Below are 24,000 nucleotides of genomic sequence, written 5' to 3'. Positions count from 1 at the left end.
AAACCAATTATGGATACAGTAAAGAACTTTTCAAAAACATACGACACCATGCGTATGATAACTATAGTAGCGATTTGTGTATTAGCTTTTACAAACCTCGCATGGACTTATTTCTATTACTTAAAAGATGAGGAGGTAGGCAAAAAAGTAATTGTCGTTACAGATTTTGGGTCATTCAGTGCAAAAACGAAAAAAGACGAAACGATTGATCAATTTGAGGCAAGAAACTTCGTAGAAGTTTTTATGCAAAATATGTTTGCTCATGACGGATCATCTTTTAAAAGAAATGTTGAAGCGGCCTTAAATATGATTAATAAAAAGGACGGAATGCAGATATATTCTGATTTCAAGACAGGTCAAGTATTGGAAACTTATGTGAAATATGATAGCCGTTCAAGAATCGAAATTGACAGCATTAAGTTAGACATGGATGTACGTCCTCTATCAGGAAAAGTTTATGCAAAGCAATTTACAGTTTATGCCGGAAAAGAATTAATGCAACCAATTGCTGCAAAATTTTCTTTGGATAGAATTGACAGATCACCCAAAAAGCCGTACGGTTTATTAATCAATTCTTTCTCCTTCATTAATTATAACCCTACACAAACAGAAGTTGATCCAAATGTGATACTTGAAAAGCAAAGAATAAAACAATTAGAAGCCGATAGCATCATTAACACAAAATAGAATGAAAACAATTTTAAGCCTAACCTTAGTTCTGTTTTGGATACAGACGTACTCCCAAACCAAAAAAGACACGATCTATGTAAACCTGAAACAGACCACATATGTAGTTTGCAAAGACAGTATTGATTGGTTTGAGGTAGGATCAAAAGAATATGCAGGTAAAATTATGGGGAATACTTTCTTTCTAAAGCCCCTTAAGATGGGAGCCGGTACGACTTCTCTTTTAATCAAATCAGGGGATTCGCATATCTATAAAACTGTCGTTTATTCAGACCAACTTTCAAAAACGTTATATGATTTACGAATGGATCCCGAGGTCCACCAAGTAAATAAAACAGTTTCGCCTAAAACACCGAAAAAGGTAAAAGATCCAAGTCCACAGGACAACGAGGATCAGGCCGACACATTAAAAATTAAAAGGCAGGATAAGGTGTTTTATACGAATGCCTTAATGAAATTTATGGAAATTGCTGATCCATATAAAAGTATTGCAGTGTCCAAAGATCGTGTTGTACTTTCTTTAGGCAATGCAAAAATTTCTGGCAACGATGTATACCTAAAGTATAATGTTTCAAATTATTCCGGGCATCGACTAAATCTAGATCAAATTGAAATTATATACATCAATCAATCGGGTCATTTGCTAGGATCAAATACAGCTTTTGATACGCCTATACAAAGTATTGCAGAAAAGACAGTAAAATATGTTGATCCTTCTCAAAGAAGTGTAATAGGCTTTGTAATCCCTCTGGAGAATTTAGGCACAAAAGGGAAAATTTTCATAAGAATAAAAGAAACCCAAGGCAAATTGCTTGTTCTGGAAGTACCTATGTCACTTTTTCAAAAAAATTAACATGAAACAACAGGAAGAAGAATTATTCGATCATGAAGAAGATTACTTTGATGACGATCAAGACCAAATCAAGGGGGAAAAAAAGAGAAATTTTAAACTCCTTTTGCCATTGATATTATTAATGGGAGTTCTTTTACTTTTTGGAGGATATTACTATTACTTAAAATTGTCCGGGAGTCTTGTGACTAATACACCAGTTGCTACAATCCCAGAACCAACAGATAGTACTATTGTGGGGGCAGATAATTTAGATCAGGTTGCATTAGCAGATGCTCAACTTGTTAAACAGGAAAAGGATGCGACCATGCCTAAATCAGAACCAAAAGCCGAGGAAGTAACTAGAGTTGATTTTTCAGTTAAATCAAAAAAACAAGAGCCGGCGGTTAAAAATGAACCAATATTAGAAACACCAAAAAGGCCAATTTTAAACCAACCATCGGACAAAGGAATTGTATCCCCGAAACTCAATACAACACATCAAAAAAGAAGCAAAACAAAAAAAACCGATTTTGTCGTAACCACCAAATCAAACCCAAATTCATTAAATGAAGATCCATTCAATATTGTTGTTGGTCAAAAAAAGGCAGGTCAAAATTCATCCAAAAACGAGAATACCAAAACAACTTCTGGAAATAACTATAATGAATATTTAAGACAATATAGTTCATCAGCTCAGGATGAAGAACCGGTACCTGGTACCATAAATGGAAAACAAAAAATAGTTCCAGGTCAAACCATTGGTATACGAACTCAAAAAGATTTTATTATCAAAGGACAAACGATAAAAGCCGGATCAGTTATCTATGGCTTACCTATTATAGACAATGGTCGGGTTGCAATTAAGATAAACAATATCAAAAACGGCAATTCTCTAGTCAGAACAAATATACAAGTGCTGGGAGAAGACATGAATGAAGGTGTGCAGTATATTTTGAAAGGTACAACTGATTATTCCGGAACCAAAGGTCAGGTAATAGATGCTGCTACCTCGCAAATGGGGGTCATTGGCTCTTTAATTGGAAGTGTTGGAAGGACAACGAATAAAGCAAGAGAGCCAGAATATTGGTTGCCGGATGGCAAAAAAGTCTACTTATCAATCAATTAATAACAAATAAACTCCGTTAAAAAACCGTTACACATGAAAAATTTTCTTTTAATCATTTTACTGGCCCTGCCTGGGCTGGTCAGGGCGCAATTTGCCGTTGTAGATGTATCTCCGGATAAAAAAATATTCCAGGTAAAGAATATTGCGAACCAAGTACAACAGCTCGCTGCTGCTGCGAAACAAAATGAAACCCTAATAAACGCATATCAAACTGCATTAAAAACAAAACAGGATATCAGTGATATGCTCCGGCTACAGGATGAAGCACGACGGGCACTACTCACCGTCCGCAATATTAAAGATCTTAATTGGTCTGATATGAGCAATGTTTTTTCAAGGGTTGCGGGTGTTTCCTTAGATTACTCAGGTCTAATACCCTCCAGTACTCAGGGGGATGCCTCGCGCATTTTTACGAAGGGTTCGGGTTTTGGATCAGGAGCAACTAATATATTTTACAAAGCCTCAGGAAGAACAACAAGTAAAAATATAACCTCAGAGGATCTAGCAATAAGAACACAAAGTTCTTTCAATACTCAACTTTCCCTTGATGATGCTTCTTCTGTAAGAAAATTACAGGTTGCGTCTTATTACGACGATATGGCTGAAGATCTTATTAAAAAGTCGGTTCAGCTATCTGCAGCCATTAATTCAGAGGGAAAATTGTCTATGTCATCAGCTGAACGATTAGCACTTCAAAAAAATTGCAATGAAGCTATAATGCAATCAGTAGACTTAAGACTGAAAGCTGACGAATTAAGAAAAACTGCCTTGGTTAAAACAACCGCACAAAAAGAGCAAACCAGGAGGGAATCATTACAGCTGATGAGAAAAGAGTTAGCCAATTATGAATCCAAAACCAATAGTTACGGCTATTTAGGAAAGTAGAAGATGAAGAATGTTTTCACTCTTGCTTTTCTTCTAATCGTCTCTATAACTGTAAAGGGGCAATTTGGAGGTAAAACCGGACTAGGTTCGGTATGGCACTATCCAGGTCAAATAGGCCTAGAATTAGGGATAAAGAGATCACCAATCGGGTGGTCGTATGGAGTTTCCGGATCACAATACATTCAGAGCAATACCTACTTAAAGGGTACTCTATTTTATGATGACGGGAATTTTAGAAGGGTATCTCAGCAGTCTGTAGGCCTTACAGCAATGTATTTCTATTCCCCTTATTCTTTACAGGAAACCGTCTTCTTTAACATTGGAGCCGGTGTTACTGGTAATTATGACCGTATTTCAAGGTTTTGGCCAAAAACAACCGGAGCTTTCAATTATGGGGCTGTGGTAGGCTTAGAGGTTGAAGCTGCTGTGGCCGATTACTTAATGATTACAGGATCCGGAACCCAGAGATTCCTATTTAAGGAAGCCTATGGAAATAAACGTTTCGAAATAGGAATTGGGGTTAAATATTTAATTAATTAATATGAAGAAGATATTTCTTTTACTCATAACTTGTTTATGTTTTCAACTGAGCAATGCCCAATCGCCTTATTTTTATTCTAAGGCTTTAGGAGCAAATCTTGTTTCAGATTACAGTAACTATTACCTAGCTAATAATCTTCCGGATAATGGTCCAAAGGGAGTTTTGGGAGTAACATTTCTCGAATTCTTAGCTAAAGGGCATATAATGGCCCAAGAAATTGTCGGCGGCAAAATTAGACAACATTATTATGGGATTTCGTTCGCTTCAACCAATGATAATGCTGCATTTACTATATCAGGTCCACAGACCGTATCTCTTTCTCATGTTGTTGGATCTTATAATGGAAAATTTGACTGGGCAATATCTTTTAACAGATTCAAACCACTTATTGTTCAATATAGCCCTAATCGGATTCAGAGTAACAAATATTTAAATGTTACCATAGAATATGCTGTTATTGATGTAGATGCGAATGGCGTTGGCGATTTTCCAACAAGCTATTCTTTCAATATGAAGATCTTTTCTGATGCCATGACCTTCCCTGCGACATTACCATCCAAAACATCATCCACAAATCCCAGATATTATCTTTTTGGTGAAGGAGACCGGACTGACGTTATTTCTGGTCCCGGTGCTTATTTTGAACCCGCAAGCTATAACCCGCCTGGACTTCCACCAGGTTACTACCCGGCAGGATATTATTTTGATCCGTCAAAAGCAAACTTAGGTGATAATGTTATTTCATATTCCAAATACACCCTAAATGATGCAGGCCCAACAGTTATTACCAAAACAATAAATGTATGTAATGCCCCCCCAATTGCACCCATAATTTCCACTGATGCTTCTTCTGTATGTTCCGGTTCCTTAACAAAACTAACTGCTAATGGCAGCAACATAATTTGGTCAAATGGGGCTGAAGGAAATGAAATTATGGTTGGACCTGGCACTTATTATGCAAATTCAACTAACGCTTGTGGAAGTTCTCCAACATCAAATCAAATAACCATTACTGCAAGATCAATTGCTTCAGCTCCTTCCATTAGTGCAAGCGGTAATACTAACTTGTGTAATGGTTCGACCGTAATTCTTACTGCAACAGGTTCAAATATTACCTGGTCGAATGGGCAAACCGGGAACTCTATTACCGTAAATTCTGCGGGTAATTATTATGCCGTAAGTACTAATGAATGTGGTACCTCTTCCGCTTCAAATACGATTACTATAACTACCGGCTCTGTACCTACACCCCCAACAATAAGTGCAAACGGCAGTACAAACTTATGTAATGGCAGATCAGTAACCCTTTCTGCAACAGGATCGAATATTACCTGGTCAAATGGACAAACCGGGAACTCTATTAGCGTAAATTCTGCGGGTAGTTATTATGCAGTTAGTAGCAATGACTGTGGAAACTCAGCAAACTCAAACGTCATTACCGTAAATACAGGAAATACACCTACTGCACCTACTGTTAGTGCAAGTGGTTCAACGGCCCTGTGCAATGGTGCGACCGTAACCCTTACTGCAACAGGTTCAAATATTACCTGGTCAAATGGACAAACCGGGAACTCTATTACCGTAAATTCTGCGGGCAATTATTATGTAACTACCTCAAATTCATGCGGTACTTCGATTGCATCAAACACTATATCAGTAACCACCAACAGCACTCCAACAGCACCAGCAATTTCAATATCCGGAGACCTGTGCAATGGTTCGGCTATTTTATCTTCAAATGACGGAATGCCTGTAAACTGGTATTTAAATAATACTTTTCAAATCACCAGTATTACAATTCCCGGTTCCCCTGGTACTTATTATGCGACTCGTTCAAATACTTGCGGGGAATCTACCTCTAGTAATTCCATTATAGCGGAATATAACAAACCAGAAGCTCCAACATCCTTTACACTAAGTATCGGAATGCCTGACTGTGGCCAAAATTTCGGAACAATTACAGTTAATAATGTTACAGCCCCTCCAGGAACGACAATACAATATGCTGTTAATGGTATAACAAACTGGCAAACATCAAATTCATTTTCAATAGCACCAGGGACTTATGATGTTATGGTTAGAGCAGTAAAGGGTACATGCGTTTCTGATCCCAAAACGATACAGGGAACAATTATAAGAAACGATGCTCCGGCAACTCCTGTCATTGAATCTTTATTTCAACCGTCTTGTACTACTCCTACCGGTTCAATAACTCTTTCGTATGTTAACGGTGCGTCCTACTCAAAGGATAATGGACAAAATTACCAAGAAAGTAATAGTTTTACAGGTTTAACCCCCGGTAATTATGTGTTTAAAATTAAAAATGCCGTTGGTTGCGAGAGTAACCAACTGTCACAAACAATTACAACACCACCGACTAAGCCAAGTCCACCGGTTGTAAATTCAATAACTCATCCGAACTGTACTACTTCTACAGGAACTATAAACATTAATATAATTCCAGGAGCAAAATACTCCATAGATTATGGTTTAACTTATCAAACAAGTAATATTTTTTCAAATTTAAGTCCTGGGACTTACGTGCTGAGAATTCAAACATCTAATGGATGTGAAAGTAGTGGATCCTCAGTCACAATAAACAATCAACCGGATTTACCAGGCAAACCTGTAATTTCCAGCGTAACAAAGCCCACATGTGACAACCCAACAGGCTCTTTTTCTGTCGAAATGGGAGCGATGGGACTTCAATATGGAATTCATGGGGTACGTTCATGGCAATTTTCCAATGTATTTGATAATCTTCCACCAGGTGAATATAGGGTTGCAATTAGAACACTTGAAGGCTGCGAAAGTTCAGAAACACTAGTAAGTTTACCCACTCCTACAGCTCAAAAACCGAATGCTCCAGTCTTATCAAGTTCTGGCGGTAGCTTGTGTAATGGTGCGTCTATTACCTTAACAACATCAGGAGTAAATCTGAAATGGTATAAAGATCAAGTTTTAGTTGCCCAAAACGTTACTTCTCTTGTAGTAAATCAAGGGGGTACCTTTTATGTAACCCAAACAAACTCCTGTGGCACATCAGATAACTCCAATCAAATTCAAATTGCTGCCCCCTCAACTACTCCTGGAAAACCAAGTATGCAAATTCTTAGTGGATCAAAAGATCTGTGTAACGGAGGGAGTGTACAATTTCAAGTAAGTGCTATAGGCCGAGTGCTTATTTACAAAGACGGGAACCTTATTCTTAATGGAAATGACACTTATTCATTTTCAATCAATTCAGAAGGAATTTATAAAGCCAAGGTTCAAAATGATTGTGGTGAAAGTGATTTCTCAGACCCCATCACAGTAACTGTAACCAATTTAACAACACCAAAAATAACTTCTAACTCCACTATGATTTTTTCAAATGAAAATATAACCATTAAATCAGACATTCCCGGTAATACGGAATGGTTTAAAGACGGTGTAAGCTTGGGCATAAGTAATGAAACTTTGATAATTAATGAACCAGGCATCTATAAGTCAAGAAGAGTATCGGCTAATGGATGTACCTCCCCATTTAGCAACGAAATCGTAATTACGAAGTATTCTATTCCTCCCGTAATTACAACTCCAACGGATCCCGATGTAAAAGTTGATCCTCCCGATAGCAATGGAAATAGGAATATGTATTTCTGCCAGGGTAAAATTGTAACCCTGACCGCTCCAACAGCAGATGCATACACTTGGTTAAAGGATGGGGCTGCAATACCAGGTCAAACAAGTAAAACAATTTCTATTTCTTCTGAAGGAACATATTCAGTCCGTATTGTAAAAGACGGAAACACTTTTACGACTCCATACTTCAAAGTCACAGTGTGGACCAAACCGAATCAACCATCTATAAATTACTAAAAACCGTTACATAAAATGAAAAATCTAAGAAACACGATTTCAGCAATGATCTTGCTTTTAGCACTTGGTAACAAGGCAACCGCACAAACAAGTCCTGATGCAAATACAACAGTTATTTGTAGTGGAACAAGCAAAACACTTACCTCCTCGGTAGATGGCTCATCCTATCAATGGTACAAGGATGGCCAATTAATTTCAGCAGCAAAATCTAAAACTTATGATGCAGCAACACCAGGGGATTATGTTGTGGTTGCAATAAATGAACATGGTTGCGCCTCCGATGCATCACCAGCAGTAAAAGTTTTAGGTGTTCCGGATGCAACGCCAACAATAACAGCTTTGAATAATAACTCCTGTTTTACAAGTGGTAACAATGTTGAGTTAACAGGGTCTGGAATACCAACCACAAGTATCAACGGCTTAAGCTACAGATATGAATGGCGTAAAACTGGTTCAAACACAGTAATTAGCAATGCAAGTAAGATTACTTTAAATACTGTATCACAATCCGGATCATATACTTTAACCATAGTACCGGTTTGGTCTGGGGCCGATTTAACCTGTTCAAAGACTTCAGCAGAAACGACAGTAACAATTAATCCGTTTGCGGCAAAACCAACAATTGCCACCAATATCGGAAATTATGCAAGTGACGATGAGAAAAAAGCGGGAGTAGTTTGTGAAAGGAATGATGTTACGCTGACCGCATCTGTGGCAAGTTCAGATCCAAATTTAACGACTACAGTAACTTATCAGTGGTTAAAGGATGGTGCGCCAATTTCTGGACAAACAACCAATGTACTCAAACTGACTAACGTAAGCTCAGCTAATTCCGGATTATACACGGTAACAGCAACTACTACAACTGGATGTACAGCAACCTCTGATGCAGTCACAATAGATGTAAAAGCTCGTCCGGCCAAGCCTTCAATTCAATACTAGGTAAAAACAAATTATGAAATTTAAAATCAGTTATGTACTATTCTTGCTTCTGTATATTACAGGAGCAAGAACCAGTCAGGCACAGACAACTTCCAGCAAAATTATTTGTGCTGGTTCTTCGACTGTTTTGCTTGGCCCCACCAGCCCTGGTGTCAAATGGTTTAAAGATGGGAAACTGATTGCAACAACTAGGGATATTACTGTTAATACAGCGGGGGAATATGTCGTTGTAGCTATAAGTCAACATGGCTGCGAAAGCGACGCTTCAGATCCAGTAAATGTCATAATTTCTAATCCTCCAGAGGCACCAAAAGTCATTCTAGTTCAACCAAACTGTGTATTGTCTACAGGAACCATAACTATCGAAAATGCGTTGGATAATAACACATATTCGATAAATGGAGGTAGTTATGATAAAAAATCTGTTTTCTCAGATCTTCCAGCTGGAACTTACACTTTGATCGCCAAAAATGAGAATGGATGCACATCAACTTCGACTATTGTTAATCTTATTCGAGATCAGCCAAGTGGCGACTTTACTTATTCAAGTAACCAGGTATCATTTGGTGGCGCTATTACTTTTACGAGTGGAGTTCCTGGAGCAATAAGTTATGAGTGGAATTTTGGTGACGGTGGAATATCTTATGAAGCCAATCCTAAACATTATTTTTATAAGGAGGGAACTTTTACAATTACTCTGAAAGTACAAACTTCTGGTGGTTGCAATTTTACCGTAACTAAGAATAATTTAATAAAAGTTGGCCAAGATACCAGCACCCCAAATATTCCGGTGATCATACCCCCATCTGGTATTGATAATTCACCTTTACGTTTTTTCGCATATCCAAATCCATTTAAGGATAAATTCTATGTATCCGTGAGTTCAGAGATAAATCAAAACATCAGGATAGAACTAATAGATATGCGCGGAAACAGGGTGTATAGTAAAGATTACCTTGTTAATCCTGGAAATAATACAGTTGCAATAGAAAAATTACCTGCTATGGCCCAGGGGGTATATACTCTTAGGGTATCTGGTCAGGGAATAAAAAATTCAATTAATCTCTTAAAAATTTAAATTCATGAAAAGAAGCTTTTTCATAATCTTAATCGCAACCGGCATAGTAGCCGGTTGCGATAAAAGGGAGGATTACTTTGTAAAAAATGCACTACCACCTGATATTGGTATTCAAAGGGGAGACCAATTGTTTCTCAATTTGTCAGATTCAGTAAAGGTCATCAGAGCAGACCAAAAGTATTATCCAATTGAACTTAAATTAGGTTCAGTAAATTCTGAAATCAACTCATTAACATACCAAATAACACAGGGGAAAGGTGAGATTGAATACCGAGAAAAACCAATTAGCGGTAACAGTTTACCATCAGAGTACAATACGGTTATTGTTAAGTATATACCTGAAAGTTTAGGTCAACATCAAATTCAATTTACTGCAACAAATAGATTTGGAGCAAAGCAAATCTTAAATACTAGGATTTTATTCTTTAATAACATACCGCCAATTGCAGCTCTTAAAATTGATCCGACAGATAATCCAAAAGAATTCATCATAAATGGTGAAGGGAGTACCTCTGGAGACGCAAAGTTCGGGGGTTATCTTGTCAAATACGCCATTAAAGTTAATGACCAGGAATTTATCCTCAAAAGCCCAAAAATGCACTATATATTCCCTCAATCAGGAGAATACACCATAACCCTCAAGGTTTATGATAATGATGGTGCCTCAAATGAAGTTCAGCAAAAATTAATTGTGAAGGAATAATGGGAAGAAAAATCATTATAATATCGCTCAGCATAATAATGATATCATTATTATGCAATGCACAAAGTAACATTATACCGGTTTCAGTTCCATTTCTCAACCTGGTTCCTGATGCTAGATCAGCAGGTATGGGGGAAATTGGAGTAGCTACGCCTGCTGATGCGTATTCGGCCTATTGGAATCCAGGAAAAACGACTTTTACTGATTCAGAAGGGGCAATTTCAGCTTCTTATTCCCCTTATTTAAGAGCTTTGAATAAAGGGATGGACTTTTTGAATTTATCCGGTTATATAAAACCCCAGTATAATAAGGCCATTGGCTATTATGCGAGGTATCTGAGTATGGGGGAAACCATTTATCGTAATGATCAAGGTATCGAAAAAGGGTTAAAAAGGCCTTTTGATTTAACAATTGGGGGTACCTACAGTATCCGGATTTCAGAGGGTTTAGGCATTGGAGCGGGAGTAAAATATATTCATTCAAGCGTTACGACTATAGGAGAATCAGAACAATTAGAAATTAGCAGTGCTAATGCTTTATCTTTTGATTTAGGTATTTACTACGAAAAATACATCCAAGACACGAAACTTGCCTATGGCCTGTCTTTGAACAATATCGGGACAAAGATTAAATACGCGAATACAATTCCAGGCTTTCAACCTATGAATTTAAAAATAGGGGGGTCTGCCAACTTCTTAGCTGGAGTAAATGGATCCTTAACAATTGGAGCTGACATCACCAAACCCCTTACCCCAACGCCTCCTCAAATTGACGAAAATGGAAATATAACAAAGGGTAGTTCTATGGAAAAAAGTGTGGTAAAAGCTATTTTTTCCTCTTTTACTGATGCTCCTGGTGGAATTACGGAGACCATTCAAGGTTTGACCTACGGTATCGGTGCTGAATATGATTACATGCAGCAATTTTTTTTCCGTTGTGGATTAGTTTACGAACACAAGAATAAAGGGGAGAAAAGATACGGAACACTGGGGGCTGGGTTTAAATACCATAATTTTCAACTGGACGGTGCATACTATCTTCCATTCGATTCATTTTCTCCATTTAAGAACTCTATGAAATTGACCTTATCATTTAATATTGAATAATGCCACTTAAACTGTTACAGATGAAAAATTCAATGCTTTATGTCATGTTGTTATTGATTACAATAACCTCGGCATGCAATACACGATCCTACAATACAAGACAAACAAGAGCAACTTCCTCAAAGGATCTGGTTGCTCCCCCTGGGATGATTTATGTTCCTGCAGGGAATGTAACAATGGGTACTCCTGGACAAAATGGAGATTCAACAAATATGAAAAAATATAGGTTGAGTGCTTTCTATATGGACAAAACATCGATTACAAATAAACAATACCGTCAGTTCGTTTATTGGGTTCGGGATTCAATAGCAATCACTGATTACCTAAATAATAAGTCCTATTTCCAACGAATGAGAACGAAAGACACCAGTGCAAAGGCAAACATAAACTGGGATAAAGTAGGGGATGGAAGATCTATCTGGAGATCAAAAAACTATAAAATTATCGACAAATTAAGGCCAATGTATAACCAGGGCGATGATAATCAATCTGGTAATGGCGAATTGAATAAAAAGATTCTAAATTTTAGATATGAAACCTCATCAGCAGATAAATCAAAATCAGGTTACAGTGTAATCAAGGAAGTTGTCAACGTATGGCCGGATGAGAATGTTTGGGATCGTGATTTCCCAAACTCTCAAAACGACTTAATGGTTAAGAGTTATTTCACAAATCCTTCTTTTGATGATTATCCTGTTGTTGGTGTTACCTGGAAACAAGCACGTGCATTTGCTGCTTGGCGGTCAAAGGTTTGGAAAGCTTACAATTATAAAATGAAAAATCCAAAGTTGATAAGTCTAACGATGGATCTACCAACCGAAGCCCAAAGAGCATATGTTTCGATACCCTCTGTGATCACGAATGAAGTAAGCATTAAAGATTCAGTCTCTAAAAAGAAAATAAAAATAAAAAAAGTGATCAATCCATTGCAAAGCGGTGATAGTGCTTTTACTTATACTATGCCCGTTACCTATCTACCACCTAATAAATTTGGCTTATACAACACAGTAGGAAACGTCTCTGAATGGACCTTGAATACCTATACTTTATCGTGGGAAGCTTTTGTACATAAAATTAATCCTGTTCTATTATATGATGCAAAGGATTCAGATCCGGAAACCCTTAAAAGAAAAGTTATAGCTGGTTCTAGCTGGAAAGACCAAGCGACTCAAAACATTCCTGAACGACAACCTGAAATACAGGATGAGGCGAAATCGTATATCGGGTTCCGATGCGTTATGCCGGCCCCAGATTTTAATCCTGGAAAATCCAATTTCAAAACCATAAACAAAAACAGTAAATAACCTTTAAAAAGCAATAAAATGTCAAAAAATAACATAAAATTCCCAGTTCAAAAATTTGTATCCTTTAGTGCCGCTATTATTATAGCTGGCTTGGCAGCAAAAATAAGTCATTTTCCAGGTTCAGATTACGTGATGCTTACTGGCTTTGTAGCTGAAATAATCATGTTTATTATTTTGGGTATCACCTACAAAGAGCCGAAAACACAAATTAGTGGTTCTCCGGTAAATGAACGTTTTATCTCAGATTTACAAATAACAATGGCTGAGTTAAATAAAACCCTTGAAATCTTAGCAAACAATACTGAACTGAACTCAAAAATTAATACTGCCCTGGTCAATGAAATAGGTATAAAAGGCATTGCTGAGGCACTTTCAAAACCAAATGAACTTTCCAGTCTAAATGTTCAGGAATTACAGGTTATGATAGATAGGACCGGTAACAATATGAATGTTCTAAACAAAGGATTCATAACACTTCATAATGTCGTAGAGGACTTGTCTACAAGATATAGCAAACAAATTAACGCATTCAAATCTAATTAAGATGGCGGAATTAAACGAAACACCCAGACAGACGTTTATTTCAATAGCTTATATAATTGTTTTAGGGCTATTTTTTATAAGTACTTCAGAAAGTGTACTAAATTCCTTCAAAAAAATGAGGGACACATTTGATCAGGCACGCCAAACTGAAGAAAATAGCGTCAAAAATCTTTACAGCACCTTTGAGAAAACAAAATTAAAGGAAGAACCAACCAGGGCAACGCCAATTTATGAACGAGCCAAAAAAGTAAGTTCGCAAGTTTTAGTATTGCAAAATTATTTGCAGGATTTAAAAGTAGAACTTGAATCCGGAGGTGGTGGTCTTAATGAAAATGATGGTGACGTTAATAAAAAGGACAACTTTGATATATCACCCAGGATTATGATCAAAGGTGGAAAAGCGAAAGAATTAAAGCTAAAAATTAATGAGTTTGAAAGCTCTATTAAATCATTACTAGATGATTCCGAAAGAAGTAAGATAAATATCACATTAATTCAAGAACCTGGTAAACAGAAATCTGGTGCCAGGGTTACCTGGGAAGAAGAAAATTTTGGGGAGGGGATACCGCTAACGGCTGCATTAACAAACCTATCCAGGATACAAACAAATTTAATTGCTACTGAAGCAAATATAATTAAGAGTATTCTAGGAAACATGGATAAAGCTGTCGTAAACCTAGATCAATTTTCCGCAGTTGCTGTTGCGCCCTCAAGTTACATTATACAAGGGCAGCCATATAAAGCTGAAGTGTTTTTAACCGCCTCTGATTCTAAATCGAGTCCAAACATTTCAGTAAATGGAAATTCATTAGTTGTTCAAAATGGTAAGGGCATATACTCCATAAGTTCCGCAACAGAGGGTATACATCGTTGGTCTGGGCTTATAAAAGTTAAACAAACGGATGGTACTTTCAAGGAATATAGGACAGCGGAACAGCAATTTCAAGTATCAAGACCATCAGCGGTTGTAAATGCTAAAAAAATGAATGTACTCTATATAGGTGTTGAAAATCCAATAAATGTATCAGCCCCAGGGATTCCTAAAGAAAAAATAAAGGTGAATATGACGGGTGGATCCTTGCACGGTTCAAATGGTGAGTACATTGTTAAAGTTAACTCACCTGGCTTAGTTAAAATAAATGTCAGCGCTGAATTATCTGGTCGTTCACAACAGATCTCGTCATCTGAATTTAGAGTAAAAAGGATTCCGGATCCAAGAGCCAAATTTGGAGGAAAAACGGGCGGAGTACTTCCTACAGTTGCAATAAAATCTCAGGATAAGATATTCGCAAATCTTGAGGGCTTTGATTTTGATGCAAAGTTCACCATTACCAGGTTTACACTTATAATTATGAAGCCTGGAGATAATGCAACGGTACTTCATGCCACAGGAAACGCTATGACCGGACAAATGAGGTCGGCCATAGCAAATATTTCACCAGGTTCAAGGGTCATCTTTGATAATATTCAAGCAACAGGACCCGACAATCTAACTCACCAATTGGACCCAATTGCCCTTACAGCAAATTAAACTTTAAGACCATTTAACATGAAAAAAATAATTATAACAACGCTATCAATTGCGATTACTAGCATTTGCTTTGGACAAAACCTCGAAAATCCTAAAGACGGATATTTTTTATCAAAAGATTTCAAAAATGCTAAACCTACACCATATACGGAATTAAAATCAAGTGATGTTGGATCTGTTAGAAGAATTTGGAGGGATATTGATTTAACAAAACCAGAAAACAAATTCTTTCAATCATCACAATCTAGATTAATTGACATACTTCTGGATGGTGTTATGCAGGAAAAACTTGTGGCTTATAGTGCGACAACAACTAAAGATAACCCAAGTGGAGATGCTTTTATTACCCCTTTATCCATTAAGGATGCATTAGCAAAGTTTTCAGATAGTGTGTCGGTACCTGTTTATGATGACAATGGGAATGAAGTTAAAAGGGTTATGAAACAAAATGATTTTAACCCAGATGCAATAACAAAGTTCAGATTAAAAGAAGATTGGATTTTCAATAAAAAAACAGGTGTAGTTGAACCAAGAATAATAGGGATAGCCCCATTAATCAGAATTGAGGCTGCTGGAGAAACAATAAATGAACAACCCGCCTTTTGGTTAAATTTCCCAGAGGCAAGAAATATATTGGCAACCATTCCGGTAACCGCAAGTTATACAACAGACTATAGCTATGATGATATATTCATTCTTAGGAAATTTAAAAGTATAATCATCAAAGAGGCATCCCCAGACAACCTTCGTTTGGTAGACTATGTTAAAAATGGGGATCTTCAGGCTGAGTCGGATAGAATTGAAACATCCTTAAAAACCGAAAAATCTGGATCCAGAATTCAATAAAATATAATTTCTCAAATGCTCACCCTTCGGGTGAGCATAATCATCCTTCTTATAAACCCTAATTATGATAAGAATAATCTTATTAATGGCTATGCTATTACCTTTATCATTGAGTATTAAAGGTCAGAATTACAAAACAATTTCTGGAAAGGTAGTTGATTCGGCAAAGCAACCGATAAGCTTTGCGACAATCAAATTATCAACTAAATCAGGCTCTACCTCAATTATAACTGACAATGAAGGAATTTTTGTTTTTAAAAATATTAATACGGGTTTCTTTGATATTAATATTAAAATGATTGGATATAAAAGCATCACAACATCGTTTAATTATCAAGGGGAAAAGAAATTAATAGTTATTCCAACGACAACTTTAAAAGAAGAATCAAGACAATTAAACGATGTTGTTATTATTGGAAGAAAAAAAATAGAATTGAAAGAAGATACCATCCAGTTTAATACGGACCAAATTAAAGTTGGGAGGGGAAAGTATGCAGCTGATGTAATTAAAAGCATTCCAGGAACAATCATTACCCCCAATGGACAGTTGATGTATCTAGGAATACCAATAGAAAAGATTAAAATAAACGGTAAAGACTATCTCGATGGTGATCTACAAACCATTGGAAACATATTCCCTTTATCTTTAATTGATAATGTACAAATCATAAATGATTATGGGGATTTGGCAAATATCACCGGTAACAAACGTGGTTCTGCAAATAAAATAATAAACATAAACTTAAAGGATGGGTTTAAGAATGGAATATTCGGATCAGCTTTGTTAAGTGGCGGCAATCTTGACAGGTATCAAGCTGAAATTTCCTCGACTTTACAATTAAAAGAGCAACAATTTACAGTCCTGGGTGGTATCAACAATACTAATTTAATTAAAGGATCTAATGGTGTCTCTGGTTTAACTGAGAATTCCGATGGTCTAAATACAACCACATCTACTGCCATAAATTACCGCAATAACCATTCAGAAAGTTTAATCCTTTATGGTAGTGTCCAACTTAGAAATCAAGAACAGCATTCGAGCCAAAATATATTTAGGGAAACATATTATCCGAATTATTCAATTTATAATACAGAATCCCGAAGCAACGCTAATAAGACAAAATCAAAAAGGATCTCCTTTAACGTAGAATATAAATTTTCAAAAAATGATTTTTTAAAAATATCACCTCAATTAGAGTCTGATAATTTATCGAATCTAGGAGATGGAATTATCGAAACAAATAATATGAACTTAATATCCAACTTTAGAAATCATTCATTGAACAATAGTGATATTCCAAAGTTTGGGGGCTCAATTTTGTATAATCATCGATTTCAGAAAATCGGAAGAAATTTATCAGTAAACTTCAATTCACAAAAGAGCAAAGAAAATATATACCGAGAAATAATGAATAATCAAATTGTTAATCCTGAATTAAGTCCGGGACAAATAACAAATTCAGAAATGCATCAAAATATTACAAACTTGAATTTAAGTTACATTGAACCTGTGGCAAAACACTCTTTTTTTGATTTTTCTATCTCATTAAATCACACTTCTAAAATTAATCAAATAAAAACAGACTTGTATGATTTAAACAATGCTCCATTGCCGGTCGAAAAAAGTTTACACGAGAGATTTTCAAGCGATTTTTCTAATCAAACTATAAATGGTGGCTACCGGTATCAAAATAAGAACTTCTCAGCGTCTATCGGATTCAATATTATAAATAGCGTTCTCAAAGGCAAAGCCTCAAATAAAGAGCTTAAAACGGCCAATAATAAGACAGATTATGCACCAAATGTTAGATTAAATTATTATTTAAGTAAAACTAAAACCATCACACTTGAATATTCAGGTAACAGTGCAAGTCCTGAAATTGAACAGCTAATGCCCATTAGAGATATTCAGAATGTGCAAAACATAATTATTGGCAATGCAGATTTGCGACCTGAATTTAGAAATAATTATAAGCTATATTATAACACTATGAACATCGAAACCGGAAGTTCTGCTTTTTTTGGATTCGAATATAATACTGTAAATAATAAGATCATTCAAGATCGATTCAGTAACCAGGAAACATTGGTGCAAACTACAAGTTATAAGAATGTTGACGGATTCAGGTCATTTAGGGTATTTTATTCGATTACTAAAGCTATCAATGAAAGTAAATTCCTGTTGAACCTAAATGGATCTTCAGACCAATCAAATAACATTTCCATTCTTAATGATGTAAAAAGCAACGGTAGTAATTGGCTCTTCAATCAACAAATCCAGTTGAGGACAGTTTTTGGAAACCAATTTGAAAATCAAATCTCCATTGATTATTCATTAAATAAAAGTAGATATCCTGGAAATAACAATGCATCTACTTCTTCAAGTATACGAACAGGAACCAATGGCGCGCTCGGACTGAGCAAAAACCTTGCATTGGGTTATGATATCTACAAACAATTTAATTCTGGTTATACCGGCATTTCTAATACAAATCCCCTTATTATTAATTTGAATGTTGAGCTATCCTTTTTGAAAAACAAATCGGCAAGTATAAAAATGTCAGGCATGGATTTACTCAACCAAAATATAGGAGTTTACCGTGATGTAATGTCAAATACAATTAGTAATTATAAATCTGAGCGCTTAAGTCGGTATTTCCTTCTAACATTAAAATATAGCTTTCAGAAGACAGATTTAAAATAGTTGCTATCAGTTTGTCTCCGGATCAGCTGGGGATCCGGCATGCTCCGGAAGAACTTTGATAGCAAATCCCTCTCCAGGCCTGGTGCCGGCCGACAAGTTTTGCTATCAAAATCTTGCCGAGGATCTGCTGCAGCTGATCAATCTTGATAGCAAATGAATCCTTAAGCACAAAAAAAAGAGTTTTAACAGATTTATAAGCCTGATAAACAAAAAAGAGGATGTATCATTATTAAAAAAATGATCATCCTCTTCTTTTTTGCGTATCAGTGTCCAAGTACAGTATTTTCTTGGTTTTCCATTTTTGAGTTAATTTTTTGACAAAAAGTACAAAAAACAGCTTTTCTAAGCTGCTTTTTTCCTTAAGTTTTGTGCAATTGCTAATAATCCCCATTCTATCTCGACTTTTTGCTTACCTCTGAGCATGAAGCGGCGGAACCCGTGGTTCTGTTTGATATTCGCGAAGACTGGTTCAACATCATAACATCTTTTCTTTCGATGCCTAATTCCTTGTTCGCTATTGAGCATTTCATGTGCTCTTTGTTTTTGGTTTTTGAGATCTACATTAACCTCTATAATCCGATTGGTTTTTGACTTGTGACAGGCGCCATTCAGTGGACAGTTGTTGCAATTTTTTGCCTGGTATTTTCTTGAGGTTTGTTCAAAGCCACTTGAAGTGATTTTTTTAACATTCCCCTGGTATTCCATTTCCTGCCCCATTGGACAGATGTAGACATCCTTAACTGTATTGTAGAAAAGCTTACCAGCTGCAAAAGGATATTTTTTGTTGTAATGTCCATCCTGCTCTTTGTCGAACATATTATACTTTACAAAGGCTTCAATCTCTTTTTTCTCTAACAAGCTGTAGTTCTCCTGGGAGCCATAACCGGCATCTGCCGTTAATGTTTTGGGTGCCTGTCCAAAGCTGTCTTCGTGTTGCTGCAGATGTGATTTTAAAGTTAACGTATCGCTAGGATTTGGGTGGATGGTGTAATTGACAATAAATTGATTTGAGGTGGAGATCTGAACATTATAAGCAGGTTTAAGTTGACCATTTAGCATGTGATCCTCTTTTAAACGCATAAAAGTCGCATCCGTATCGGTCTTGCTGTAACTGTTCCTCTCTCCAAGAATAGCCTCCTGCTGTTCATATTTTTCGATATTCGGCGGATAGTTCTTGGTCAGGTATCTTAGCTTAGCCTTGGTTTTCTTATCTACCTGATCATTGTTCGCCAATACTTCGTTCAGCTTTTTAACAGCAGCATTAATGCTCTCTGTACTGACAGTTTTAGCTGTAGGTGGTTCTGGGAGAAGATCCTCAACTGTGGCCACACTCTGGGCATAATCCCAGATGTCTGCCAGTTGCTTTTTCATCTTTTCTTTGTTGGTCGCAATGGCCTTTTTCCAGACAAATGTGTATTTATTGGCATTAGCCTCGATCTTGGTACCATCGGTATAAACCTCTTCAATACTAAGCAGCCCTTCTGCTGCAAGATATTTAACCACTTCCTCAAACACACTTCTAAGGGCATGTTTTAACCTAACTCCACGAAACCGATTGATCGTGTTGTGATCAGGTTTACTCATGCCGCTCAACCACATAAAAGGAACATTTTCCCTACAAGCTATTGCAAGTTTGCGACTGGAATAGGTATTGGTCACATAACCATAAACCAAAACTTTTAATAGCAGGATTGGGTGATAGTTGGACGCGCCACGAATGTGATAAGCTTCCAGCAGAGGTCCAACATTAATGGCATTGATCACTTTATCTACAATCCGGACGGTATGGTCAGCTGGGATGAGTTCTTCAAAGGTGGGTGGAAAAGCCATAAGCTGATCCCGATTATAGGGTTTGAAAACAGGTTTTTTTGAGGCCATGTTTTATTCATTTTTATAGCTTAAATGTATGAAAATCAAATACTTAATACAAATAAAAACAGAAAAATATATACCTAAAACACTATGGACCAGAGAGTAAGAAAAGTATTAAATCAAAAAGAGGACATATCATGATTTATGATACATCCTCTTTTGCTTTATTGAATAAGCATGTTTATTTCCCCTTCAATACCTCACCTGTGATAGTCAAAATCTTTATTGGTGTATCAGCATTGGTATTAACTTGAATCGTTTTATTAAAGGGTCCGGTCGTGGCAGCATTATAAGAAACTTTAATAAACCCACTTTTACCAGGTTTCACTGGTACTTTAGTAAAATCCACCGCGGTACATCCACATGTGGGTTTAACATCAGATATTATCAATGGGGTTTTGCCATTATTGATAAATTCAAAAGTTTTTTCAACAGGAACTCCCTGAGAGATTTTTCCATAAGATATGGTTTCCTGATTAAATTTCAATCCTGGCCCTTTAATTTGGGCATTTGCAAATAAGTGGATAACAGCCAGTAGGCACAATAGAGTTGTCTTTTTCATTAGTAACGGTTTATGGTTTCTTTATCTAGTGTTTTAACAAAGTTATTAAATGATTCTGTAGCTCTAAAATATGAAGTTACTTGCCCTTTAATTCGTCTTAATTCATTTTTTAAATCTTGAACTTCCTGGGTAAGTTCTTTATTTTTTTCAAGGATAGAAACATGTTTTACAATCATTATATCAAATGCTTTTTGAGCAGCACTTACATTTAATACCTTCATGCATTTTCGTAATTGCTCCTCCTGAATCTCATCAAATCTTATTGTTTTTACTCCCATTGCTTTAAATCTTTGTATTTCAAATGTACAAAGTTTCGCCATATTTGGCAATAATAAAATAAATTAAATAGATGTTATTTCCCCTCTATTATTCTGCAATTTCAACTTCAATATTATGTGTATGTTATAAGGAGAAGAAAAGTATAGGTTTCAGGTAAAAATCAGTCGGAATCAGTTTTAGGAAGAATGCTTCTTTTAGAAGGGAGTGTCTAAATTTAGATAAACGATATAGAATGATTACTTAAATCTTCTATTAAGGATTCCATGCTTACATTCAAATGTTCAGCTAATCGGATCCCTTCAATAAGTAACATTGTCTTTGGATTTTTGTTCCTGTAATAAAATGTACGAGGACTTGAATAAATAATATGACTTTCTGGATATTTAATGCCTTTTGAAGATAAATATATCGCCAATGGTTGAGTCGCTTTCCTTAAATCAACCTCAACTTTTTTATAACCTCTTCCCATTAAAATTTAGTTTGATGATTTATAAATGTAAATGTACATGTTTTCGCCATATTTGGCAACAGAATCCTTAATGATAACATAAATTATAAAACAGAAACAACCGTTGCTATCAGTTTATCTCCGGATCCGCTGGGGATTAGGTCCGCTCCGGAAGAACTTTGATAGCAAAATAGTCACCTGGTATTGTGACGGCCATGAAATTTTGCTATCAAAAACTTGTCCTGGAAGTTCTCCAGGTGGACACTATTGATAGCAACAAAATGTCATACTTTTAGCGATGCCCTATTTTAGGATTCATTAACCCCAAAATGTATCGTTGCAGCGTTGGATAAATCATAAGAATTACAAAAACCGAAATAGTGGAAAAAGGTCTTTTTAAACTATGATCATGTAGATCATAAAAGTCAGAATATATGACAAAATAGATTGCACATAATGCAGCAATACCAAATCCAAATAGTTCTTTCCAGAATCGGGGTAATCCTTTTAAGAATGTACCCATTATTAAGCAACAAAGGATTAAAAAAGAAATAACTCTAAATTCGGTTGTTAGTTGATTGAAATTCTTGATAATTTCCATGTTTAGGATTCGATATTTAATTTTTTCAAAATGCTAATTATAAGATAATGGGCTAATTCATCTGAGCCTCTATTTTTTCCAATATTTTTTCAATCCTATCAAACAAAGGAGTCATACTCCAATGATCCGAACTTTGCATAGCAATTATTAATGCCCGTTTAATGTCGTCAACTTCCTTATCATCAAAATTCAATTCCATATTATATATCTTATAAATTTTGCTTTAAATCTGAAGATCTCAAAGAAAATTGATCCTTATTTACTGGCATATTTTCCCTTAAAAGCTCCGGATAATTTGCCTTGACCATCTCATTTATGTTACTATACATTGCACTTTTACAGTACAAACCATTAAGATAATTCCTATTTACTGAATTAGAAATTAATGAAAACCTCAAACTTATAGATGGAAAATTCCTATTAACTTGATCCATCAACCAGCCCACACAAACATGGTTATCTTTTTTATGACACCCAAAAACACTCCCAATAAAATCGGCATCTTTATCTAAGAGATTCTCAAATTCTTCTTTGCACCATTTTTGATTTTCTGAATCTTTCCTATATGGGCAATCTTTACACGGTTGTTTTCTTTTATAGTTCATAATCAAATTGAATCAGATATATATCGAATATGATTCATAATGATTTGTTATCATTATTATCAATGGTTTCTTGGTTTGCTTAAATTCCATACGAAAACTTATTTTTAAATCCTTCATCAAGTTCTTTAAATGAACTGAATTTTTTTGTCAGAGAAACAAAGGTTTTAATCTTAGTTTCAGTTTCATTCCAAGGAAATTGATATACCATGGTTTCGTTATCATATCGAACAGTTAATAAAATTGGTAATTTATGTTTTAGACTATTTTCATAACCTACAATTTTATTACAGATTGTATTTCTTTCTACCTCCAAAACATCCGAAAATCTAAGCAATCCTGCTAGTTTTTGAATTTGAGAGACGCGCAATCCAAAAGAAGAAGGCCTTTTTTTAAACTTTGGCCTCTTTTTATACTTTTTATTGATTAAAAGGTCGCTCAGCAATTGGTCTTCAGTGTAGTCTTTGTATCGCTCTTTAATAAAGGACATGGCGAACAAAGGTGTTTTCTTCCAAATTCTTCTAACAAACCTTTTCCTACGATTTAATGCGATCCCATTTGCTTTTTTATAAGCAAACTCTGCTGAGATAATAAACTCTTTATTTTCTTGCTTACAATTAATTGCAGCTCTAAATATAACTTGATTAACAATTGTGTTTGAATTTTCAAGTCCTTTAAACAGGGTTGGGTAAGTTAGAATATTAAAATTACTCTTCAAAAATGTGATTAAATCATTAGGGCTCAAGCAAGCTATTCCTGTATTTAATGCTAAACTCGTTGTTTTTACTATCATCTTTCTTAACTAAGCCTAAGTGCTTTATTAACATAAATATACTCTATATAGAGCAAAAAAACAAGTTTATTTTATCTTTTTTATCACAATTTCGTACCCAATCATAGCAAGGAATTTTGTTAATTTATCCAGGTGATTAAACAATATTTTCCTG

General features: G+C 35.7%; 21 protein-coding genes. 15 read left to right on the top strand and 6 right to left on the bottom strand.

Going from position 1 to position 24,000, the window contains the following annotated elements:
* Positions 1-9: 9 nt before the first annotated feature.
* The 15 genes from B0O44_RS24230 to B0O44_RS24160 all read left to right on the top strand — a co-directional run bounded on the left by B0O44_RS24230 (position 10) and on the right by B0O44_RS24160 (position 18,689).
* Positions 10-687 (top strand): hypothetical protein, encoded by a 678-nt coding sequence (locus B0O44_RS24230; protein ID WP_146229897.1) that lies wholly within the window; start codon positions 10-12, stop codon positions 685-687.
* 1 nt (position 688) lies between these two features.
* Positions 689-1,540, top strand: a complete 852-nt coding sequence (locus tag B0O44_RS24225) for a hypothetical protein (protein WP_110834696.1) — start codon at positions 689-691, stop codon at positions 1,538-1,540.
* A 1-nt stretch (position 1,541) separates the two neighbouring features.
* Positions 1,542-2,645, top strand: a complete 1,104-nt coding sequence (gene traM, locus B0O44_RS24220) for a conjugative transposon protein TraM (RefSeq protein WP_110834695.1) — start codon at positions 1,542-1,544, stop codon at positions 2,643-2,645.
* A 33-nt stretch (positions 2,646-2,678) separates the two neighbouring features.
* The gene (locus B0O44_RS24215) at positions 2,679-3,530 is read left to right on the top strand and encodes a hypothetical protein (RefSeq protein ID WP_110834694.1); all 852 of its coding nucleotides are present in this window, start codon (positions 2,679-2,681) and stop codon (positions 3,528-3,530) included.
* A 3-nt stretch (positions 3,531-3,533) separates the two neighbouring features.
* Positions 3,534-4,070: a conjugal transfer protein TraO gene (locus B0O44_RS24210; protein ID WP_110834693.1), complete on the top strand. Its 537-nt coding sequence runs from the start codon at positions 3,534-3,536 to the stop codon at positions 4,068-4,070.
* A gap of 1 nt (position 4,071) precedes the next feature.
* Complete coding sequence (locus B0O44_RS24205; protein WP_110834692.1) at positions 4,072-7,932, top strand: hypothetical protein; 3,861 nt, start codon at positions 4,072-4,074, stop codon at positions 7,930-7,932.
* 15 nt (positions 7,933-7,947) lie between these two features.
* On the top strand, positions 7,948-8,874 hold the full coding sequence (locus B0O44_RS24200; RefSeq protein WP_110834691.1) for an immunoglobulin domain-containing protein: 927 nt from the start codon (positions 7,948-7,950) through the stop codon (positions 8,872-8,874).
* A gap of 13 nt (positions 8,875-8,887) precedes the next feature.
* Entirely contained in the window at positions 8,888-9,952 is a 1,065-nt protein-coding gene (locus tag B0O44_RS24195) for a PKD domain-containing protein (protein WP_110834690.1), read from the top strand.
* A 4-nt stretch (positions 9,953-9,956) separates the two neighbouring features.
* Positions 9,957-10,655 carry a PKD domain-containing protein gene (locus B0O44_RS24190; protein WP_110834689.1) on the top strand — a complete coding sequence of 233 codons (699 nt, stop codon included), beginning with the start codon at positions 9,957-9,959 and terminating at the stop codon, positions 10,653-10,655.
* On the top strand, positions 10,655-11,761 hold the full coding sequence (gene porV, locus B0O44_RS24185) for a type IX secretion system outer membrane channel protein PorV (RefSeq protein WP_110834688.1): 1,107 nt from the start codon (positions 10,655-10,657) through the stop codon (positions 11,759-11,761). The genes B0O44_RS24190 and porV overlap by 1 nt, the downstream gene beginning before the upstream one ends.
* Before the next feature lie 20 nt (positions 11,762-11,781).
* On the top strand, positions 11,782-13,065 hold the full coding sequence (locus B0O44_RS24180; RefSeq protein WP_170123403.1) for an SUMF1/EgtB/PvdO family nonheme iron enzyme: 1,284 nt from the start codon (positions 11,782-11,784) through the stop codon (positions 13,063-13,065).
* Between the two features lie 18 nt (positions 13,066-13,083).
* Positions 13,084-13,608, top strand: coding sequence for a GldL-related protein (locus tag B0O44_RS24175; RefSeq protein ID WP_110834686.1), 525 nt, complete (start codon positions 13,084-13,086; stop codon positions 13,606-13,608).
* A 1-nt stretch (position 13,609) separates the two neighbouring features.
* Positions 13,610-15,139, top strand: a complete 1,530-nt coding sequence (porM, locus tag B0O44_RS24170; RefSeq protein WP_110834685.1) for a type IX secretion system motor protein PorM/GldM — start codon at positions 13,610-13,612, stop codon at positions 15,137-15,139.
* An 18-nt stretch (positions 15,140-15,157) separates the two neighbouring features.
* Positions 15,158-15,985, top strand: a complete 828-nt coding sequence (gene porN / locus B0O44_RS24165; RefSeq protein WP_110834684.1) for a type IX secretion system ring subunit PorN/GldN — start codon at positions 15,158-15,160, stop codon at positions 15,983-15,985.
* A 64-nt stretch (positions 15,986-16,049) separates the two neighbouring features.
* A complete protein-coding gene (locus tag B0O44_RS24160; protein WP_110834683.1) occupies positions 16,050-18,689 on the top strand; it encodes an outer membrane beta-barrel protein in 2,640 nt (879 codons plus the stop codon).
* Between the two features lie 342 nt (positions 18,690-19,031).
* Here the strand turns inward: B0O44_RS24160 and B0O44_RS24155 are convergent, their stop codons facing one another.
* From B0O44_RS24155 to B0O44_RS24125, 6 genes are all read right to left on the bottom strand, one after another.
* On the bottom strand, positions 19,032-20,567 hold the full coding sequence (locus B0O44_RS24155) for an IS1182 family transposase (protein WP_110834682.1): 1,536 nt from the start codon (positions 20,565-20,567) through the stop codon (positions 19,032-19,034).
* A 175-nt stretch (positions 20,568-20,742) separates the two neighbouring features.
* The gene (locus B0O44_RS24150) at positions 20,743-21,123 is read right to left on the bottom strand and encodes a DUF1573 domain-containing protein (protein WP_110834681.1); all 381 of its coding nucleotides are present in this window, start codon (positions 21,121-21,123) and stop codon (positions 20,743-20,745) included.
* A complete protein-coding gene (locus B0O44_RS24145; protein ID WP_110834680.1) occupies positions 21,123-21,443 on the bottom strand; it encodes a hypothetical protein in 321 nt (106 codons plus the stop codon). Before B0O44_RS24145 ends, B0O44_RS24150 begins: the two co-directional genes overlap by 1 nt.
* Before the next feature lie 173 nt (positions 21,444-21,616).
* Positions 21,617-21,871, bottom strand: coding sequence for a hypothetical protein (locus B0O44_RS24140; RefSeq protein WP_110834679.1), 255 nt, complete (start codon positions 21,869-21,871; stop codon positions 21,617-21,619).
* A gap of 789 nt (positions 21,872-22,660) precedes the next feature.
* Positions 22,661-23,056, bottom strand: coding sequence for a DUF6283 family protein (locus B0O44_RS24130; RefSeq protein WP_110834677.1), 396 nt, complete (start codon positions 23,054-23,056; stop codon positions 22,661-22,663).
* Positions 23,057-23,135: 79 nt separating this feature from the next.
* On the bottom strand, positions 23,136-23,846 hold the full coding sequence (locus tag B0O44_RS24125; RefSeq protein ID WP_110834676.1) for a hypothetical protein: 711 nt from the start codon (positions 23,844-23,846) through the stop codon (positions 23,136-23,138).
* Positions 23,847-24,000 lie beyond the last annotated feature (154 nt).

The sequence above is a fragment of the Pedobacter nutrimenti genome (genome assembly GCF_003208655.1).
GTDB lineage: Bacteria > Bacteroidota > Bacteroidia > Sphingobacteriales > Sphingobacteriaceae > Pedobacter > Pedobacter nutrimenti.
The sequence above is the reverse complement of the archived record's forward strand: the minus strand, read 5'-3'. Positions and strand labels throughout refer to the sequence as shown.

Coding starts and splice junctions, on each gene's coding strand:
- B0O44_RS24230 (WP_146229897.1), top strand. CDS start 10: ATGGATACAGTAAAGAACTTTTCAAAAACATACGACACCATGCGTATG.
- B0O44_RS24225 (WP_110834696.1), top strand. CDS start 689: ATGAAAACAATTTTAAGCCTAACCTTAGTTCTGTTTTGGATACAGACG.
- traM (WP_110834695.1), top strand. CDS start 1,542: ATGAAACAACAGGAAGAAGAATTATTCGATCATGAAGAAGATTACTTT.
- B0O44_RS24215 (WP_110834694.1), top strand. CDS start 2,679: ATGAAAAATTTTCTTTTAATCATTTTACTGGCCCTGCCTGGGCTGGTC.
- B0O44_RS24210 (WP_110834693.1), top strand. CDS start 3,534: ATGAAGAATGTTTTCACTCTTGCTTTTCTTCTAATCGTCTCTATAACT.
- B0O44_RS24205 (WP_110834692.1), top strand. CDS start 4,072: ATGAAGAAGATATTTCTTTTACTCATAACTTGTTTATGTTTTCAACTG.
- B0O44_RS24200 (WP_110834691.1), top strand. CDS start 7,948: ATGAAAAATCTAAGAAACACGATTTCAGCAATGATCTTGCTTTTAGCA.
- B0O44_RS24195 (WP_110834690.1), top strand. CDS start 8,888: ATGAAATTTAAAATCAGTTATGTACTATTCTTGCTTCTGTATATTACA.
- B0O44_RS24190 (WP_110834689.1), top strand. CDS start 9,957: ATGAAAAGAAGCTTTTTCATAATCTTAATCGCAACCGGCATAGTAGCC.
- porV (WP_110834688.1), top strand. CDS start 10,655: ATGGGAAGAAAAATCATTATAATATCGCTCAGCATAATAATGATATCA.
- B0O44_RS24180 (WP_170123403.1), top strand. CDS start 11,782: ATGAAAAATTCAATGCTTTATGTCATGTTGTTATTGATTACAATAACC.
- B0O44_RS24175 (WP_110834686.1), top strand. CDS start 13,084: ATGTCAAAAAATAACATAAAATTCCCAGTTCAAAAATTTGTATCCTTT.
- porM (WP_110834685.1), top strand. CDS start 13,610: ATGGCGGAATTAAACGAAACACCCAGACAGACGTTTATTTCAATAGCT.
- porN (WP_110834684.1), top strand. CDS start 15,158: ATGAAAAAAATAATTATAACAACGCTATCAATTGCGATTACTAGCATT.
- B0O44_RS24160 (WP_110834683.1), top strand. CDS start 16,050: ATGATAAGAATAATCTTATTAATGGCTATGCTATTACCTTTATCATTG.
- B0O44_RS24155 (WP_110834682.1), bottom strand. CDS start 20,567: ATGGCCTCAAAAAAACCTGTTTTCAAACCCTATAATCGGGATCAGCTT.
- B0O44_RS24150 (WP_110834681.1), bottom strand. CDS start 21,123: ATGAAAAAGACAACTCTATTGTGCCTACTGGCTGTTATCCACTTATTT.
- B0O44_RS24145 (WP_110834680.1), bottom strand. CDS start 21,443: ATGGCGAAACTTTGTACATTTGAAATACAAAGATTTAAAGCAATGGGA.
- B0O44_RS24140 (WP_110834679.1), bottom strand. CDS start 21,871: ATGGGAAGAGGTTATAAAAAAGTTGAGGTTGATTTAAGGAAAGCGACT.
- B0O44_RS24130 (WP_110834677.1), bottom strand. CDS start 23,056: ATGAACTATAAAAGAAAACAACCGTGTAAAGATTGCCCATATAGGAAA.
- B0O44_RS24125 (WP_110834676.1), bottom strand. CDS start 23,846: ATGATAGTAAAAACAACGAGTTTAGCATTAAATACAGGAATAGCTTGC.